We start from the raw sequence: 16,500 nt of genomic DNA on the forward strand, positions 1-16,500 counted from the left end.
GTGAGCAGACGAGCCAGTCGGCGTGGTGAGCGCGCTCCCGCTGCCAGCCCCCCGACCGCTACCGCCATTGTTTCGCCAACGGCAGCCGCCGAACAAAAGCGGCCGCATCGCCTGCTCGCTGCCGGCGTGGCGTTGGCGGTGTTGATCGTCACGGTGGTCGCCTTCGTGGCCTGGCCGACTGCGATTCCGGTGCCGCCGCTGTCGGCGTCGCCGGCGTCGCCGGCGTCGCCGGCCGGTGGGCCCGGAACCATCGCGGCCAGCTACGTCGGTGCCGAAACCTGCAAGACCTGCCACGAGAGCGAGTTCAAGGCCTGGACGGGCTCACATCACCAGTTGGCGATGCAGGAGGCGACGCCCGCCAGCGTTCTCGGCAACTTTGACAACGGCCGGTTCAGCAAGGACGGCGTCGAATCGACCTTCTTCCGGCGTGGCGACAAGTTCATGGTTCGCACCGACGGGCCGGACGGCAAGCTGACCGACTACGACATCAGCCATACCTTCGGCGTCTATCCGCTGCAGCAGTACCTGATTCCGTTCCCCGGGGGGCGCTACCAGATGCTGCCGATCGCCTGGGATGCGCGGCCGAAGGGCGACGGCGGGCAGCGCTGGTTCCACCTCTATCCAAAGCAAAAGGTCGACCATCGCGACCCCCTGCACTGGACCGGCGTCTACCACAACTGGGCACTGCAGTGTGCCGAGTGCCATTCGACCAATCTGCGCAAGGGTTACGATCCGGCCAGCCAGACCTATCACACCACCTGGAGCGAGATCAACGTTGCCTGCGAAGCCTGCCACGGCCCGGCATCCGCCCATGTCGAGTGGGCCAGGCAGGCGCGGCCGCCCTATAACGCGCAGGACGACAAGGGGCTGCCGTCGCTGAAGACACGCTGGAGCGAGGCGTGGAGATTCCCCAGCGAAGGCGCGCGGTCGGTCGTCCGCGATCGGCCGGCCGACCCTGCCGGCATCAACAGCTGTGCCGCCTGTCACGCCCGTCGCTCCACGCTGAGCGAAGAGCGCAAGGCCGGCGCGCCGCTCGAGGACAGCCATCGCCTGGCGCTGCTCACCGCACCGAACTACCATGCCGACGGTCAGCAGCGCGAGGAGGTCTATGTCTGGGGCTCGTTCCTGCAAAGCCGGATGCATCAGAGCGGCGTCACCTGCATGGATTGCCACGAGCCGCATTCGCACAAGCTGCGCGCCGAGGGCAACGCGCTGTGCACGCGCTGTCACGCCGCTGGCGAGTTCGACAGCCCGGCTCATCACCATCATCTCGCCGGCGGCAAGGGCGCCCAGTGCGTCACCTGCCACATGCCGACGCAGAACTACATGGTGATCCATGCCCGCCAGGATCACAGCCTGCGCATCCCGCGTCCCGATCTCTCGCTTTCGCTGGGCAGCCCGAATGCCTGTAATCAGTGTCACATCGACAGGCAGCCGCAGTGGGCGGCCAGCGCCATGGACAAATGGTATGGCAGGCGCTGGCGGGAGCGGCCGCATTACGGCAATACCCTGCATGCGGCCGAAACCCAGGGCCTGCGCGCTCTGCCCGGCCTGCTCGAGCTCGCGGCCAGCCCGAGCGCCCCGGCCATCGTCCGCGCCACCGCCGTGACCCTGGCCCAGCCCTACGTCAGCCAGGCGAACCTGCCGGCCGCCCGCGCGCTGCTGCAGGATGACGACCCGTCCGTGCGCATCGCCGCGCTCGGCATGATCGCACCGGCCGACCCGGTCAACCGGGTGCTGGCCGCCGCGCCGCTGCTCTCGGACGGCGTGCGCGGTGTGCGCATCGAGGCCGCCAACGTGCTGGCCGACGTCCCCGACAGCCAGCTTCCCGAAGGCCGCCGGGCTGCCCGGCAGGCCGCGATGCAGGAATACGAGCACGCGCTGGCACTCGAAGCCGACTGGCCATCGGGTCAGGTCAACCTCGGCAATCTGCGCCTGCGGCAGGGACGCAGCGACGAGGCGGTTGCCGCCTTCGAGCGCGCGATCGTCCGTGATGCGAAGTTTGCCGCTGCCTACGTCAATCTTGCTGATGCCTGGCATCGGCAGGGCCGCGAGGCGGACGCGGAGAAAGTCCTGCGCCGGGGCCTCGCCGAACTACCGCGCGACGCCGACCTGCACCATGCGCTTGGTCTGTCGCTGACTCGCCAGGGCGACAGGCCGGCAGCACTCAGGGAATTCGCCGAGGCCGCCCGGCTCGCGCCTGAAAATGCCCGCTACGCCTACGTGCAAGCGATCGCTGTCCACTCCGCCGGCCAGCGCGAGCGGGCGCTGGCGGTGCTGCAGGAGGCCGGCAAACGCCATCCGAACAACCTCGACATCCTCGCCGCGCTGCTCTCGATCAGTCGCGAGGTGGGAGACCAGCGCGCCGCGCTGCGCTACGCCAAACAGCTCGACGAGATCATGCCCGGCAATGCCGATCTTGGCCGGCTGATTGCCGAGCTGGAAGAGCAGTGAGCCTTTCGCAGCATGGGCGCCGGCCCGGACCGCCGTTTCCCGGGACGACGCGATCAACCGTTCAACATGGTCACGATCAACGAATCAGCAATGAACAGTTGTCGCTACCCGCTTTCGACGCCGGCAAGGCCGGCTGAGAGACAGCCAGCAGACCGCGGTGGTCGAACGGCCGTCTTGCAGGCGCGCTTCGTCATTGTCACCCTGCTGGTCATCCTGGCGGGATGCGCCGCGCCGCAACGGGCTCCGGATCCGAGGCCGCCGGTCTACATCCCGGAGAGCACCTGGCAGCAGGTCGATCGCGACATCGTCGCTGCCTCGACCGCCGCGCGGCGACCCGCCGGGAACTACGCCCGCGGCGCGATGAAGGCATGGCTGGCAAGCGTTCGCCAACGCACAGAGGCAGACTTCATTCCGTGGTACACGGGTTACTGGACGCAGCAGTGGCTGGCCATCAAGGTGGCCTGGTACAAGATGAGCGCTGGCCAGGAGGAGGATCCGGCCGTGGAACGACTGGCCGCCTATCTGCAGGAGCAATACCAGGAGCAGGTGCTGGGCCCCGTCGCCCGCGAGATCGATCCGGATGCGGTGCGGGGGCAGGCGACGAAGCTCTACGTCCAGCTCCTCGGCGAGCAAATCCAGGGAATCCAGCGGCGCTACGACGTCCCGCTCGATCAGTTCGACCGGCGGCTGAAGGACATCCCGGCAATTGTCCTGCCGCCGCCAGCAGCCCAGCGCGCATCGCTCTACCAGACCGTTCATGCGCTGCCGATCAGTGAGTTGCCGGCCTACGCGGCCTTGCTCGCTGGTATCCGCAAGGACGCTGGCGGCGCCGGAGCCGGGCCATCGAACGCCAGGATATCGCCGGTCGCGAAGCGGGCCAGCGAAAAGCTGGTGGCCCGGCTTGCTGCCAGCGGTGGGGCAAGTGCTGCCGCGGCGGCGGTCGGCGGCGTCGCCGGCGCGGTGATTTCCCTCGGCGCGGCCGGCATCGGCGCCATGACGCACGAGAAGGAACGGCCGGAGATGGAAGCGCAACTGCGGGAAAGCCTGAACGCGGCGCTGGACGACATGTGGCACAGCCTGATGGAGGACCCCGCGACCGGGGTGATGGCGGCGGTCGATCACATCGCGGCACAGGTCGAGGGAAGTCTCATCCGGACCGTGGTGCGACCGGTGGTCCTCGAACCGGTCCCGCGGGAGCTGCCCTTGCCCGGCGAGCCGCCGCGCCACGGCGAGGATGAGGAAGTGCAGGGCGAGGATGAACAGGATGGCGACGAAACCCTGAGCGATGACGATGGGTCCTCGGAGGAATAGCTCGAAATGGTACCAGCCGCGCGTTGGCTGTGGAGAAGCTGCGTCGCGCAGGCAAGCCCGCCGACACGGTATTTCAGGGTCAACGAGGCCAGCGCCTGGCGGCGGGTACACGCCATTCCGGGCCGCCTGCAGGCGGCAGCTGCTTGGCGTCCCGGCGGGCATTCGACGGTGGCAACCGGTTGGCCGCCGCATCCGGAATCGCCGACGGAGCGCGGAGTAAGCGCCCGATCAGCGGCGTTGTTTATCAACTGGAGAGGAGGAAGCGATGATCAGGATCATGGCCCGGATTACTGCCCGGGCAGGTAGTGAGGGGGAGCTGCGGCAGGTGCTGCAGGAACTGCCGGGCCCGAGTCGCCGGGAAGAGGGCTGCCTGGGCTACGAACTGTTCCTCAACGAAGACGATCCGCGCGAGTTTGTCACCGTCGAGCAGTGGCGCGACCAGGCGGCGGCTGACGCCCACCTGAACAGCGCGCATGTGGCGTTGGTGATCGCGCGGGCGAGTGGTTTGCTAGCGCAGACGCCGTTGATCCATCGCTTCAGGCAGCTTGCCTGAAGCTCGGCGGTGACTGGCAAAGGGCAACGGGCAATGCGTGATTGCTGGCTTTGCCTCCAGCCGCGAAAAATCGGCCCTGCAGGACGAGTTTTGCAAGAGGCTCAATCGCCAGGCGAGGCCGCTGGCGCGTCCCCGGCGGAGATCAGGCAGGCGTGGTGGCGCCCATTTGCCGGCGCGGATCAAGGCGTTTCCGCGTATTCTGTTGCGCAACTGACCTATTGCCGCACGGTGCGGCAGAAAGCCGGCGCGCACGGATGGAAACGGGAGGGGTGAAATGGCAGACGCAACGCATGGAATCTTTGTCAGTTACGCGCGCAGCGATTCGGAGTTGGTACTCAAAGTGGCGAAGGCGCTGCGCAACGAGGGACGGCGGATCTGGGTCGACCAGCTCGACATTCCGAAAGGCGGGCGCTGGGACGACGAGGTGGAAAAGGCACTGAAAGCCAGCAGTTGCCTGCTGGTCGTACTTTCTCCGGCGTCCACGCAATCACAAAACGTGCTCGACGAGGTGTCTTTTGCGCTCGACGAAAAGAAAGTGGTGCTGCCGATACTTCTGCAATCGGGCAGCATCCCGTTTCGCCTGAAGCGCCTGCAGTACATCGACTTTACCGGCGACTACGACGACGCCTACCGGCAACTGGCCGTGGCGCTGGACGCGCTGTCGGCGCCGCGGCCGCCGGCGAGCGCGGAAGAGGCGGCGCAGGCAGCGGCAGGCGGACCATCGAAGCCGCAAGTCGATGCCCGGCGGCACGTGCCGGAGCCAGTCACCGGCGCCCCGCGGCGCTTTCCGCAGGGCATCGCCTATGTGCTGACGGTGCTTGCCGTTCTGGCAATCGGCTATGCGCTGTTCACCCGGATGAAGGTACCCGCAGACGTGGCGCCACCGCCGGTGAGCGCGCCCGCGGCCCAGGTCGAGCCGCCGGCGCAGAGTCCCGTGCCGCTGGTTGTCAAGGCGTCGCCGACAAAAGTCGACGCCCAGGACTTGCGCGGCTACTGGCGCGACGACGATGGCAAGCTCTACAAGATCGTCACACGGGAAGGCGGCGGTTTCGACATGGGCCGCATCGAGCCACCAGAGACCAACCCGGTGTATCGAGTCGTCCAGATCAATAACCGTAGCGTCGAAATCGCTATCGGCGTCTTGCCGTCAGGAACTCAACAAGCGGTGGCAAATCTGGAAATATCGGTCGACGGCAACATGCTGTCGGGGCTACTCAAAAGCACTCAGATCGACGATACACCGATGAACTGGGTGCTGCGCCGGACCGGCGAGGCCACGCAGTCCGAAGCGAAGCAGTAGGCTCGGCCTACCGCTTTGCGACAGCAGTGCAGCGGAATATTTATCCTGTTTGCAGGAGGTTCAACATGGGTCGACCCGTTGTCGAGGCGATGCGGCACGCCGATCGTTTCTGATGGTCTGCGCCGACACCAGCGTCTGAGTGGCTTGGTTGACACCGGAGTTGGCACCAGGGACAGGAACGGCCCGGGTGGATGATTTTGAGCAGGGCTGCACGGCGCCGCCGATGCCTTATCTAGAGGATTCCGGATGCGGTATTTGCCACTGCAATGGTCGACGGTGATTGGGCCTTTTGTCGAGCGGGTTGACCTGGTCAGAACAGACTGCTCAAATGAGGCAAGAGGCCGCGCTCACTGACGAAGGTAAGATCGTACATGGCGGTCAGTCCCTTGGCGTGTTCGTCGGCGAGGCCGGCGATGCACAGCACGATGTTCTTGCCGTTGAGACCAAGACGCTTGCGCACGGTGAGGTACTTGTCGATGTCCTGGCGGAACTCGCCACTCTTGCATTCAATGACGATCGGTAACTGACCGTCGATCAGCATGAATACGTCGAGCTCGTGCCGATCCTCGTTGCTAAGCGTCAGGCCGAGCTTGCGGGCGCAGGAGCAACGCTTCTTGCGCTCCTGGCTGTATTCCAGACAGGTCATCAGCGCGAACCATTCCAGCCACTCACCGTTGAAAAAATGCCGGATCGCCGCCGCCGGCTGCAGCGCCAACAGGAGATTGTTTTTCTGTCGATTGGGGATCGACTTGGCGACAAAGGAAAAATCGTAGAGTTGCTGGCAGAACGAAGTGATGGCTCGTACGTCCTCGGGGGACTTTCCGTCGAATCCGATGACCGTGCTCGAATATCCCCTCTGCTGGGCGCCGCGGATACGATTCAACACATCCTTCAACACCGGCAGGTTGCCGCCGATGCTCATTGCCACCTCGTCGAAAAAGCCCGTTGTGTCGACCGCCTGGTTCTCGATCTGGATCGTGATCTGCTTGCGCCTGAACCACTCAGCAATGGGTTCGTGCTGTTGTGCGCTGACCAGGTGGGTGGTATTCGACAGATCGACGGCTGGGGGTGATGCGGGGGAAAGCGCCCCGCCTGACGTCTGAGTCGGGTTTTCAGCCGGCGTTGTCTTGAGGCGAATGATCTCGCGCTGGGCGTCGAAGTATTTCTCGAGTAGCCGGCCAACGAAAAAAAGGGTCGGGTAAACCTGCGTCGGGTTGACGCATCTGGGACAGGCGACGGTCGCGCCAATCTGCTCATCGGGTTGTTCTTGCAGATGCGCGCATTTGTTGCAGCGAATTAGGGCCATGGCTGACGATCAGGAGCGGGATGCTGATTGGGGGGAACAGCAACAAGGAAGAGCGGGTGGAAGCCGGCTGTTCAGTAGCTTTCACGGTCGGCGCGGATCGACAGCCGAGCGGATCCGGGCGAGGGATGACACCTTGCGTGCTGCCGAGGGCCAGGGTTAGCCACCGTCGCCCTTGCTGCCCATCATTTCGCCCATGCGGATCGGCCGCGCGGGTGCCCAGGCGGGGTTGAAGCGCAGGGTGTCCTGCGGGAAGAGCATGACCACCGTTGATCCGAGCTGGAAGCGGCCCATTTCCTCGCCCTTTTTCAGGACGATCTGCTGATCGTTGTAGGACCACTCGCGCAGGGCAGCGCTGCGCGGCGGGTTGACCGTGCCGTGCCAGACGGTGGCCATGCTGCCGACTATGGTGGCGCCGACCAGCACCAGGACGAAGGGGCCGAAGTCGGTCTCGAAGACGCAGACGACGCGCTCGTTGCGCGCGAAGAGGCCGGGTACGCCGCGGGCGGTCGCCGGATTGACCGAGAACAGCGCGCCCGGAACGTGGATCATGCGCGTCAGGCGGCCGTCGACCGGCATGTGGATGCGGTGGTAGTCGCGCGGGCTGAGATAGAGCGTGGCAAAGGCGCCGTTGTCGAAGTGGCTGGCGAGCTGGCTGTCGCCACCGACCAGCGCCGCGGTCGAGTAGTGATGGCCCTTGGCCTGGAAGACTTGGTCGTGCTCGATGGCGCCGAACTGGCTGATGGCGCCGTCCACCGGACAGACGAAGTCGGCGTCGGCCAGCGGTCGCGCGCCAGGGCGCAGCGGGCGGGTGAAGAATTCATTGAAGCTGCGGTAGCTGACCGGATCGGTATCGACCGCTTCGCTCAGGTCAACGCCGTAGCGCTTGACGAACCAGCGGATGACGCGGGTGGTGAGGCTGCCGACCTCGCTTTCGGCGAGTCTGCCGGCGATTGCCGTAAGTGCTTGTTTGGGCAGCAGGTACTGGAACAGTACAGCGAGACGGTCAGACACGATTGAGCCTGCGAGAGTGGAAGCGCAATTATACGGGTTCGGCCGGTCCTGAGCCGAAGTTGCCTCCTTTTCGTAGACAGCGCACAGGCTTCGCCTCCCTTCGACGTCGGGATCAGGAGGCGGCGAGGCGTGCTCGCAAGGCTTCGATACGCTGGCGATTGACCCCGAAATCGTCCCGCCCGACGCGCGACGATGAGCGCACCTCGATCACGCCGCGCGCGGGGTCGAACCAGAACTCCGCGTCATCGACGAACTTCATGAGTCGTGTCGTGTATTGGACGTAAAGGTAGTCAGCCCGACTCTCGACGATGCTGACACCTGGCTGGGCTTGCAGCAGCGCCTTCAGCCTGGTCATGGTCGCGGGCCCGTCGCCGCGCAGCGCCAGCGGCGCAATCCAGGCGTTTTCGCGCTGTGGGTGGTCGGGCCAAAGCAGCGCCTGGCTGCTGACGCTGTTGGCTGTTGTCGATGGTGGCTTGAGCCTGCCGTCACGCACCCCCAGGTCGCTCGGCGGCGCCCCCTGGAAGAGGCCGAGCTGGGCTGCGAACAGGGCCAGTGCGGCGAATGCAGTGACGCCCGCGCCAAGCCACTTGCAGATCCTCATGACTACGCCTCCTGATCGACCGAGCAGCGAGGCCGGGAATGGCGTGATCGTCGCCACGCTGTCGTGCTCGCTGCGCGGATAGTATAGGCGTCTTCTGTCCAGCCATCGCCTGTCCGGCGCCGCAGCCTGGAACTCGCCGTGGCGTGCAGTCGTGAACCCTGGCGCGCGATCTCGATCAAGGGATTGATTTTTGTTGGAACCGGTGTCAGCCCGACTGACCGCCGCGAAAGGCCTGGTCCAGTTCCCACCGTAACTCGGCTTCCCGCCCGGCGTAGCGCGGCGAGAAATGAAACGGAATCACCTGGCCCGCCGCCGCCGCGCGGGCGATGTCTCCCGCCTGCCTGGCGGTCAGATGGAACTTCCGTGCCGCATGCGCGGCGTCCTCGTCGAGGAAGACCGATTCGATCAACAGCACATCGGCCCCGCGGGCGAGTTCCACGATGCGCCGGAGGTTCTCCGCGTGATGGACGACGTCGGTCACGTACGCGATGCGGCTGCCCGGAACGATCCTGATCGCCGGTCTGAGTTCGGCGAGGGTCAGCGTCCGCTCGACGCTGCGGCCCTCGCTCTGCCAGCGGGCACAGATCAGTGTCTCGTCACTGGCGCCGGCCAGCACGGCCTGCTTGAGCCCCTGCAGCCATGGACCTACCGGCAACCCCATTTCGCCGAGCCGATTTTTCCAGAGATTGACGTGCCGGGGTTCCTCCAGAGCAAAGCCAAGTACCGGCACCTCGTGATCAAGGAAGGTGGCGCGGACCCGGAAGCCTGGCTCGCTGACCAGCAGGCCGTCGTCGCACTGGACCGGTGGCAGCGGCTGGCGCTGGAAACGCTCGCGGCAGGCGAAGCGAGCCCGTTCGAGATGGCCGTCGGGATGCAGTTCGCCGACCAGCAGGGTGAAGTTACCTTCGTAGTTGTGCACCAGGTTCCAGGTATAGGCGGCGAGCTTGGCCTCCACCTGGGCAAGGATGCCCGGCGGCCCGAAGAGCTGGATCGCGTTCGGCCGGCCGAGCGAGACGCGCAGCAGCCAGTCGAAACCCATGAAGTGGTCCATGTGGGTGTGCGAGACGAACACATGGCTGAGGCGCAGCAGCTTGCGTGGCGGCAGCGCACGGATGTCGCCGAGATCGAAGAGCAGCGCGCGCTTTTCGAAGAGGAAATCGACCAGGAGCCCGGGGTCGCCAAACGGCGGGTTGACCAGCTGAAGGGAGAAAGTCGGGCGCATGCGGGTGGGAACGTCGCTTACACGCAGTATCGCCGCCTGGCGAACTTGCACGCCGATGCCGTCAGCGATCTTGCGCGGGTCCGCGCGGGCGCTTCGATGCTGCCAGAGGTGGTGATCATTTTTGCCATGTCAGTCTTCCTGGATACGCAGCACGACACTCCGCCTCCAGCCTGCGGTGGCCAGAGCGGCCAGGACCAGGTCGAGGCGCCCGCGGGTCGTGCTGTGCGTGGTCAGGATGAGGGGCACAAGAGCGCTGCCGGCGGTGTCGGGTACCTCGGGCTGGACGACCGAGGCGATACTGATGTCGTGCTGAGCGAAAAGCCCGGCGACGTGGGCGAGGGTGCCTGGCCGGTCGGGAACCGACAGCCGCAGATAGTAACGGGCCAGTGCCGCTTGACGGTTGCCGAGGGCAGACACGCCGGCGATGAACGGGTGGTCAACCCCGGGAATCCGGCCCCGGCCCTCGGCGATGTCGAGCAGATCGGCCAGCAGGCTCATTGCCGTCGGCGCAGGTCCGGCTCCCTTCCCTGAAAGAAGGACCTTTCCCAGGCCTTCGCCCTCGATGAGTACGGCGTTGTACTCCATACGGATCGAGGCCAGGGGGTGGCCCAGTGGCAGGAGAACCGCGGCCACCTCGGCGTCGAGTCGGTCATCGGCAGACCGCCGCGCCGCGGCGACCAGCTTGATCCGGTAACCCATGGCCTCGGCCTGGCGGACGTCCTCCAGCTCCAGGGTGTCGATGCCCGAAGCGGGGATCCGCCGGAAGTCGACGTAGGCCCCGAAGGCAAGGGTGGCCAGAATGCCGGCCTTGCAGACCGCATCCTTCCCCGAAACATCGTAGTCGGGGTCGGGTTCGGCAAGTCCCAGCCGCTGGGCGTCGGCCAAACAGTCCTGGTAGGAAGCACGCTCCTCGCTCATGCGGGTGAGCAGGTAGTTGGTCGTCCCGTTGACGATTCCTTCCAGGGAGGTGATCCGGTCGGCGCGGAGGGCTTCCTGAAGGGTCCGGATGATGGGGATGCCGGCGCAGACGCTGGCTTCGAACCCCACTGGCGCCTTGTACTTCGCCGCCAGGGCAAAGAGCTCTGGGCCCCTTTCGGCCAGCAGATTCTTGTTGGCCGTAACCACTGCCTTGCCCCGAGAAAGCGCCCGGCTGACGACCCCAAAGACCTCGTCGACGCCGCCCAGCAGTTCAACCACGATATCGATCTCGGGATCGTCGGTCAGCTCGCCGCAGCATGTGGTCAGCGGGGTTCCGGCGGGGATTCCGGGTCTGGGCCTGGCAAGGTCGCGGACCAGCACGGCCTTGAGCCGCAGGTTCCGGGCGGCCGGAGAGGTGTTCAGTAGGCCGATCAGGCCGGAACCGATGGTTCCCGCCCCGGCCAGGCCAATGGTGGTCATGGGGTTCCTTTCTTCAGGGTTGTGCGCTCATGGGTTCCTGGCCAGCCCACGATCGGCAGAACTGCCAGCAGGATGATAGCGAGTCCAGCGGCGATGTGTGCCAGCTTGAAAAGTGACTCCTGCCAAACCGGACCACCTGACTTGCAGCAGGGGGGCAGCATCGCTGTGGTGGCCCGTCCACAGCGAACGCCATCGCCGTCACATGATGCGGAACTTCATCACGACGCGGCCATCGTTCCAGATGTCGTCCGGGCTGATCGAACTGCGGTTGAACTTGAAGGCGATCTCCGCCTTGCGAAATGCCTCATAGACAAGTTCCGAGCAGATGTACTTGCGGTCCCGGATCTTGCGGCCGCGCCTGAACAGGATGCGCATGGCGATGCGACAGATCTCCCAGTTGTCGTAGGGTCTGGTGAGTTCATCCATGCCGAAGCTGATGGCCTTCTTGACCTTCTCGTTGTCCGGCTCCGGGGTGATCCGGCCGATCAGGATGCGTCCCTTGTAGGGCTTGTTCCTGCCGTGGTAGTCACGCAGGTATTTGGACAAGGGAACGAGGCGAACCCCGATTGCGGTTTCGCTCTCAAGAACGAAGATTCGCTGCAGATGGTCGTCACGATAGATGATGCCAACATGGCTCCAGACGGACTTCGTAAACCACTGAATGGTCTTCGAGAAAAAGTACGTGCCCGAGCAGAAGACGATGTCGCCGGTGCGGAGTTCATTCCGGACCTCATCGTAGTCGAGGACGGGGAGTTTGGCGACAGCTTTGACGCCAAGGGGATCGGCCATGCGTGTCTCCGCTTACTGTATCAGGGTCACAGCGACGATCATCCGGTACCGGCAGTGTCTGGCTTCGGCCATGGCGCTCTCGTCACGAAAGGGGTGTTTGAAGTTGCCCGGGCCTTGCACGGCTGCTGCGGTATTGCGCTCGACGCTGCTTGTTGGGCACCCATATAATCACCATGGTGCGCTTGGATTTTCTATCCTTGATAGCCACTGCGGTAGCGCCTTGGAAACGCTGTTTCGGGTTGAGTAGATCAAACCCCGTACAGTCGCTTTCGTCGATGTGGAAGCACTCCATGGGTGTTCCTCGTTTGCGTTACGGCCCGAGCCGCCCTGCGGCGGCACCCATCTGCTCATGCTCGAAGGCCGGCGCGAAGTCATCCAGATCTGCCTGCCGCAACCCCACTTCCGGGCTGCGTGCGACCTGCCGCCAGTTCGCCACCGCAACATGCACTTCGGCCAGCACAGCCAAGGCCTGTGCTTCGTCCAGCCCGAAGTACGAGGCACGAGCCAGCAGCATCTGCACATCGGTGATCGGCCCATCTTGCTCGGACAGCCAGGTCCTGGACTCACGGTCCTTGTCCGGGAACGGATTGATGTCGAAGGCCGGCGCCAGGCGCCACTGGCCGTGTGCCACGTGCAGGAAGCCGTGGTTCTGCAGGTGATCGTCCACGTTGGTGATCAGCAGGTTGAACACCAGCCGGCGCCAGAGCTGCTGCACGTCCTGCGCTGGGGCGTGGCCGTGGGTCCGGATGGCGTCGACGATCTCGGTGTAGCTGCGGTCTTCCTCGCGCGAGGCCTGCAGCAACGACGCAGCGGACTGGTACGGGATGCGGCCGTCTGCTTCGTTGCGATCGAAGCGGCGGATGACGGCTACCGGGCTATCGCCCAGCAAAACGACCCGGGCCGGCGCTGCATCGATGCCCGCCTGCGCTGCCAGCTTCAAGGCCAGTACCTCGCCACGAGTGACGCTGCGCTCGTCGCTCAGGCTTGGAAACTTGCCGATGGCGAGTCGGCCGTCCTCATCCAGCAGCGTGCACTTGGGCTGCATGCCACCCAGCGACGTGCCCTTGCCCTGCAGGTAGCGCAAATCCTCGGCTGTCTCATCGCCGCGCTCGACCGCCCGGCTGGCCTGAAAGACACGCTCCAACTCGACCAGGGGCGGGGTGCTGCGCCGCCCGGCCACCGTCGGCCGGTGCCAGGTGCCATCCGGGTCGCGCAGGCGCAACGCGCCGACGCGGCTGAAATCATCCACCGCGAGCAGATAGTCCAGTTCCGTGAGGGCCGGCAGCCTCGGATCATCCTTGCGGCGCTTGGCGTGGTCGCGGGCGATGACGCGCCGGCCCCAGGCGTCGGGCGCAGTGTCGGCGATGGCGCCGGGGAATACCGAGTCGTGCGGCGAAGCTGCCTTGTGCGACTGGTGTCCCGCCATCAGTTGCAGGTCGGCCGACACGTTGAAACGCGCCGGACTGGCCAACCACTTCTCGTCATAGGCGAAGGCGCTGTTCTCGCGCCGCCCCTGGCGGACATACACGAGCGAACCCACCGGCAAGCCTGCCTTGCCGATGCAAAGCTGAACCTGCCGACGGATCGAGACGATGGCCATCACAGCGCTCCCGAGGTACCAGGCTTGCTGCGCACACGCTTGGGCAGGCGCTCGTCCATCAGGGTCAGGCCGATGTCGTCCTTGGCAGTATCCAGGAGGTTTTGCAGCGCCTGGATTTCGCCGAAGACGTGCAGCGCGCGTGCAAAGAAGTGGATGGGCACCCGCAGGTCGCCTTTCTCCATGCGCCTCACCGTCGAGAGGGACGCGCCCATGCGCTCGGCCAGCGAGGCCTGGGAGATATGTCGCCGTCGGCGTGCCAGGGAGATATCGGCGCCAAATTTCTGGATGGCCCGTTGGACTGGCAGCGGGATGGGGGAGTCCATGTCAAGTATTCCCATGAGAGCGATCATGATGCGTAAAAGTCTCTATGGGATCGATTCTATACAACCAAGGGGAGGTTGCAAATAACACTTCCAAACAGAGCATTTATATCGCATTACGACTCCTGTCGGAGTGTTATTCGGAACTCCCATGCTGACGCTGTTGCGCCAGGATGTCTTCGATCGTGGGCACATGTCCATGCTTCTCCAGCGTCCTTGGAGCGGATGGCCAAATTGCGCCCGCGTAGGGAAAAACGACCGGAAAGCCGTCGAAAAGGTCGGGAAGTCGACGAAATCCGGCCCGCTCACTCCGCATTGTGAAATCTGGCGGCTTTCCCGACGCCAGGTCCGACAGGCTGCCAGTCCGCGAGCGCGTTTGCGACAGCCCCTCCGCGCTGTCAGCCCCTCAGTGCCAGGACAATGCCGGCAAGCGGCGGCACCGTGACGGACAATGAATACGGGCGGTTCATCCATGGCACTTCCTCGGCGACAAGCGGCCCATCGCCATTGCCCAAATCGCTACCACCGTAGAAATGCGAATCCGAGTTGAGGACCTCTCGATAGCTGCCCGGTTGCGGCACGCCAATGCGGTAATCCATACGCGGGACCGGGGTGAAGTTGACGATCACCACAACGAATTCATCGTCGGTCTTGCGGACAAAGCTCAGGATCGACTGTTGGGAATCGTGGCAATCGATCCACTCGAATCCCTGCCACTCGAACTCGTTGCCATGCAGGGCCGACGAGCGGCGATACAGGTGATTGAGATCCTTCACCAGGGTCTGCATACCGGCATGCAACGGGAAGTCAAGGACATACCAATCGAGGACCCCCGCGCTGTTCCACTCGAGACCTTGACCGAACTCGGTGCCCATGAACAGGAGCTTCTTGCCCGGATGAGTGAACATGTAGGTGTAGAGCAGTCTGAGATTGGCGAAACGCTGCCATTCGTCGCCAGGCATGCGGTTGATCATCGAGCCCTTGCCATGCACCACTTCGTCATGCGAGAAAGGCAGCATGAAGTTCTCTGAGAACGAATAGAGCATGCTGAAGGTGAGCAGGTCGTGATGGTACTGGCGATAGATCGGTTCCTGTCCCATGTAGCGCAGGGTATCGTTCATCCAGCCCATATTCCACTTGATGTCGAAACCCAGCCCGCCAATGTAGGTCGGGCGCGTTACCTGCGGCCAGGATGTCGATTCCTCGGCGATGACCAGCGTGCCGGGAGATTCCGTGTGGGTTGTGGCGTTGAGTTGGCGCAGGAACTCGATCGCTTCGATGTTCTCCCGGCCGCCGTATTCATTGGGCACCCATTCGGTGCGCGAATAATCGAGGTAGAGCATTGACGCGACGGCATCGACGCGCAAACCGTCGATATGGAACTCGTCAAGCCAATAAACGGCGCTGGAAATCAGGAAGTTCTTCACCTCGTTGCGGCCGAAATTGAAGATCAGCGTCGACCAGTCCAGGTGTTCGCCCTTGCGTGGATCCTCGTGCTCGTAGAGCGCCGTGCCGTCGAACCGCGCCAGCGCATGGGCATCCTTGGGGAAATGCGCGGGAACCCAGTCGAGAATCACGCCAATATCGTTCTGGTGGCAGAGATCGACGAAGTAGCGAAAGTCGTCCGGTGTGCCGAAACGGCTGGTCGGCGCGAAATAGCCGGTGACCTGGTAGCCCCACGACTGATCGAACGGATGCTCGGTGACCGGCAGGAGTTCAATATGGGTGAAGCCCATCCGCGTTACATATTCGACCAGTTGTCGCGCCAACTCGCGGTAGTTGAGGAATTCCCCTTCGTAGCCACGCTGCCAGGAACCGAGATGGACCTCATAGGTGGACATCGGCGCATGCTGCCAGTCGGCCGCGGCGCGCCGCTCGATCCAGGCGGTGTCCTGCCAGACGTAAGTTGAGCGCGGAGCGACAATCGATGCATTGCCCGGCCGCATCTCGAAGCGTCGACCGTAGGGGTCGGATTTGGTGAGCACCTCGCCGCTGTTCCGGTTCCTGATCTCGAAGCGATAGAAGATGCCGGGGGCGATGTCCGGAATGAACAGCTCCCATACGCCGCTCCCCGGACGCACGCGCATTGGGTGGCGACGACCGTCCCAGTGATTGAAGTCACCCAGGACGCTCACACGCTCGGCATTGGGTGCCCAGACGGCGAACAGGATGCCAGCGACGCCGGCAATCTCATGTTCGTTTGCCCCCAGGAACTTATAGGCGTGGCTGTGCCTGCCTTCGCCAAAAAGGTGCAGGTCGAAGTCCGGTATCTGCGGCAGATAGCTATAAGGATCGTGGGCAATATGGTCGTGATGCCAGGTATCACGCCAGATCAGGCGATAGTGTTCCGGAAGGTTCTTGCCGGAACCCTGCCACTCGAAAAAGTCGGAACCCGGAACACGTTCGAGCGGCAAATTTCCTTCGACGATGGAAACTTCCGTTGCATGCGGGATGTAGGCCCGGACCACAACGCCTTCAGCGCAAGGATGCCTTCCCAGCACCGAAAACGGATCGTGGTGGCGAGCCTCGGCGATCCGGATCATTTCGTCATTCAGCTTGGCTTGTATCATGATTCTTCCTTCCCTTGGTCAGGGTCAATCGGGTGTGACGTGCGTAAGACGTCACCGGTTTTGAC

General features: G+C 64.2%; 13 protein-coding genes. 4 read left to right on the forward strand and 9 right to left on the reverse strand.

Translation table 11 applies throughout. From position 1 onward, the window contains the following. The 4 genes from V5B44_RS08990 to V5B44_RS09005 all read left to right on the forward strand — a co-directional run bounded on the left by V5B44_RS08990 (nucleotide 1) and on the right by V5B44_RS09005 (nucleotide 5,618). Nucleotides 1-2,454 (forward strand): tetratricopeptide repeat protein, encoded by a 2,454-nt coding sequence (locus V5B44_RS08990; RefSeq protein WP_332358729.1) that lies wholly within the window; start codon nucleotides 1-3, stop codon nucleotides 2,452-2,454. Between the two features lie 12 nt (nucleotides 2,455-2,466). Continuing rightward, nucleotides 2,467-3,765, forward strand: a complete 1,299-nt coding sequence (locus tag V5B44_RS08995; protein ID WP_332358730.1) for a hypothetical protein — start codon at nucleotides 2,467-2,469, stop codon at nucleotides 3,763-3,765. 265 nt (nucleotides 3,766-4,030) lie between these two features. Further along, nucleotides 4,031-4,318 carry a putative quinol monooxygenase gene (locus V5B44_RS09000; RefSeq protein WP_332358731.1) on the forward strand — a complete coding sequence of 96 codons (288 nt, stop codon included), beginning with the start codon at nucleotides 4,031-4,033 and terminating at the stop codon, nucleotides 4,316-4,318. A gap of 274 nt (nucleotides 4,319-4,592) precedes the next feature. Continuing rightward, nucleotides 4,593-5,618, forward strand: coding sequence for a toll/interleukin-1 receptor domain-containing protein (locus tag V5B44_RS09005; RefSeq protein ID WP_332358732.1), 1,026 nt, complete (start codon nucleotides 4,593-4,595; stop codon nucleotides 5,616-5,618). Nucleotides 5,619-5,928: 310 nt separating this feature from the next. On the opposite strand, the gene V5B44_RS09010 is transcribed toward V5B44_RS09005, so the two are convergent. From V5B44_RS09010 to glgB, 9 genes are all read right to left on the reverse strand, one after another. Beyond that, nucleotides 5,929-6,924 carry a hypothetical protein gene (locus V5B44_RS09010; RefSeq protein WP_332358733.1) on the reverse strand — a complete coding sequence of 332 codons (996 nt, stop codon included), beginning with the start codon at nucleotides 6,922-6,924 and terminating at the stop codon, nucleotides 5,929-5,931. Nucleotides 6,925-7,080: 156 nt separating this feature from the next. Further along, entirely contained in the window at nucleotides 7,081-7,935 is an 855-nt protein-coding gene (gene asd, locus V5B44_RS09015; RefSeq protein WP_332358734.1) for an archaetidylserine decarboxylase, read from the reverse strand. 112 nt (nucleotides 7,936-8,047) lie between these two features. After that, nucleotides 8,048-8,536: a DUF1499 domain-containing protein gene (locus tag V5B44_RS09020; protein ID WP_332358735.1), complete on the reverse strand. Its 489-nt coding sequence runs from the start codon at nucleotides 8,534-8,536 to the stop codon at nucleotides 8,048-8,050. 205 nt (nucleotides 8,537-8,741) lie between these two features. Further along, a complete protein-coding gene (locus V5B44_RS09025) occupies nucleotides 8,742-9,758 on the reverse strand; it encodes a ribonuclease Z (protein ID WP_332358736.1) in 1,017 nt (338 codons plus the stop codon). A 129-nt stretch (nucleotides 9,759-9,887) separates the two neighbouring features. Next, nucleotides 9,888-11,156, reverse strand: coding sequence for a homoserine dehydrogenase (locus V5B44_RS09030; RefSeq protein ID WP_332358737.1), 1,269 nt, complete (start codon nucleotides 11,154-11,156; stop codon nucleotides 9,888-9,890). A 198-nt stretch (nucleotides 11,157-11,354) separates the two neighbouring features. Beyond that, nucleotides 11,355-11,945 carry a YiiX/YebB-like N1pC/P60 family cysteine hydrolase gene (locus V5B44_RS09035; RefSeq protein ID WP_332358738.1) on the reverse strand — a complete coding sequence of 197 codons (591 nt, stop codon included), beginning with the start codon at nucleotides 11,943-11,945 and terminating at the stop codon, nucleotides 11,355-11,357. Between the two features lie 310 nt (nucleotides 11,946-12,255). Further along, complete coding sequence (locus V5B44_RS09040; RefSeq protein ID WP_332358739.1) at nucleotides 12,256-13,545, reverse strand: type II toxin-antitoxin system HipA family toxin; 1,290 nt, start codon at nucleotides 13,543-13,545, stop codon at nucleotides 12,256-12,258. Next, nucleotides 13,545-13,868, reverse strand: a complete 324-nt coding sequence (locus V5B44_RS09045) for a helix-turn-helix domain-containing protein (protein WP_332344460.1) — start codon at nucleotides 13,866-13,868, stop codon at nucleotides 13,545-13,547. Before V5B44_RS09045 ends, V5B44_RS09040 begins: the two co-directional genes overlap by 1 nt. A gap of 395 nt (nucleotides 13,869-14,263) precedes the next feature. Further along, nucleotides 14,264-16,435, reverse strand: a complete 2,172-nt coding sequence (glgB, locus tag V5B44_RS09050) for a 1,4-alpha-glucan branching protein GlgB (protein ID WP_332358740.1) — start codon at nucleotides 16,433-16,435, stop codon at nucleotides 14,264-14,266. Nucleotides 16,436-16,500: the final 65 nt, after the last annotated feature.

The organism is Candidatus Accumulibacter necessarius, assembly GCF_036625085.1.

Bases quoted from the DNA above. Each gene is read 5' to 3' on its own strand.
- V5B44_RS08995 (WP_332358730.1), top strand. From the start codon at position 2,467: ATGGGCGCCGGCCCGGACCGCCGTTTCCCGGGACGACGCGATCAACCG.
- V5B44_RS09000 (WP_332358731.1), top strand. From the start codon at position 4,031: ATGATCAGGATCATGGCCCGGATTACTGCCCGGGCAGGTAGTGAGGGG.
- V5B44_RS09005 (WP_332358732.1), top strand. From the start codon at position 4,593: ATGGCAGACGCAACGCATGGAATCTTTGTCAGTTACGCGCGCAGCGAT.
- V5B44_RS09010 (WP_332358733.1), bottom strand. From the start codon at position 6,924: ATGGCCCTAATTCGCTGCAACAAATGCGCGCATCTGCAAGAACAACCC.
- V5B44_RS09020 (WP_332358735.1), bottom strand. From the start codon at position 8,536: ATGAGGATCTGCAAGTGGCTTGGCGCGGGCGTCACTGCATTCGCCGCA.
- V5B44_RS09025 (WP_332358736.1), bottom strand. From the start codon at position 9,758: ATGCGCCCGACTTTCTCCCTTCAGCTGGTCAACCCGCCGTTTGGCGAC.
- V5B44_RS09030 (WP_332358737.1), bottom strand. From the start codon at position 11,156: ATGACCACCATTGGCCTGGCCGGGGCGGGAACCATCGGTTCCGGCCTG.
- V5B44_RS09035 (WP_332358738.1), bottom strand. From the start codon at position 11,945: ATGGCCGATCCCCTTGGCGTCAAAGCTGTCGCCAAACTCCCCGTCCTC.
- V5B44_RS09040 (WP_332358739.1), bottom strand. From the start codon at position 13,545: ATGGCCATCGTCTCGATCCGTCGGCAGGTTCAGCTTTGCATCGGCAAG.
- V5B44_RS09045 (WP_332344460.1), bottom strand. From the start codon at position 13,868: ATGGACTCCCCCATCCCGCTGCCAGTCCAACGGGCCATCCAGAAATTT.
- glgB (WP_332358740.1), bottom strand. From the start codon at position 16,435: ATGATACAAGCCAAGCTGAATGACGAAATGATCCGGATCGCCGAGGCT.